Annotated in this window: 1 protein-coding gene and 1 pseudogene; both read left to right on the top strand. The window is 53.1% G+C overall.

What is annotated here, in order from left to right; genetic code table 11:
- Positions 1 to 470, top strand: a 470-nt coding sequence (locus LIZ87_RS23110) for a DNA primase (protein ID WP_227149232.1), incomplete at its 5' end; no start/stop codon positions are given.
- Positions 403 to 546 (top strand): annotated as a pseudogene (locus LIZ87_RS23105) (virulence-associated E family protein); the annotation flags it as partial. The gene LIZ87_RS23110 and the pseudogene LIZ87_RS23105, both read left to right, overlap by 68 nt.

Here is a 546-nt window from a genome sequence, read left to right as displayed (position 1 = left end):
TGATTGATTTTGCCGCCGCCCTGTATGGGCTGGGAAAGAAAGAAGCCGCCGTACAACTGGCACAGGACTTCGGGCTTTCCTATGAGGACTGGAAACCGCCGGGAAAGGCAAAAAAGCCCAAGCCCCGGCAGAAATCCCCGGAGGAACAGTTTCAGGAAGCAAAGAACCGCTGTTTCCGTATTCTTGCCGATTATTTCCACTTGCTTATGGCATGGAGAACGGACTACGCCCCGCACTCCCTGGAGGAAGCCTTTCATCCCCGGTTTGTGGAAGCCTTACAGAAGCAAGCACAAGTGGAATATCTGCTGGATGTGCTGCTGTTCGGGGAAACAGAGGAAAAAGCGGCTTTGATTACGGACTACGTAAAGGATGTGATACAGCTTGAACAGCGAATGGCAGAGCTTGCAGCCGCAGACGCAGCGAGAACTAAAAAACACCATGAACGCCATGCAACCGCCCCAGAGCATTGAGGAAATCAAGGCGGGACTGGAAACTACCGAGAAAGGCGGTGTCCGTCAGAGCATACGGAACTGCCTGACCGTATTC

The sequence above is a fragment of the Lacrimispora sp. 210928-DFI.3.58 genome (assembly GCF_020554865.1).
Lineage (GTDB): Bacteria > Bacillota > Clostridia > Lachnospirales > Lachnospiraceae > Enterocloster.
Note: the sequence above shows the minus strand (reverse complement) of the source record. Positions and strands in the feature narration are given on the sequence as shown.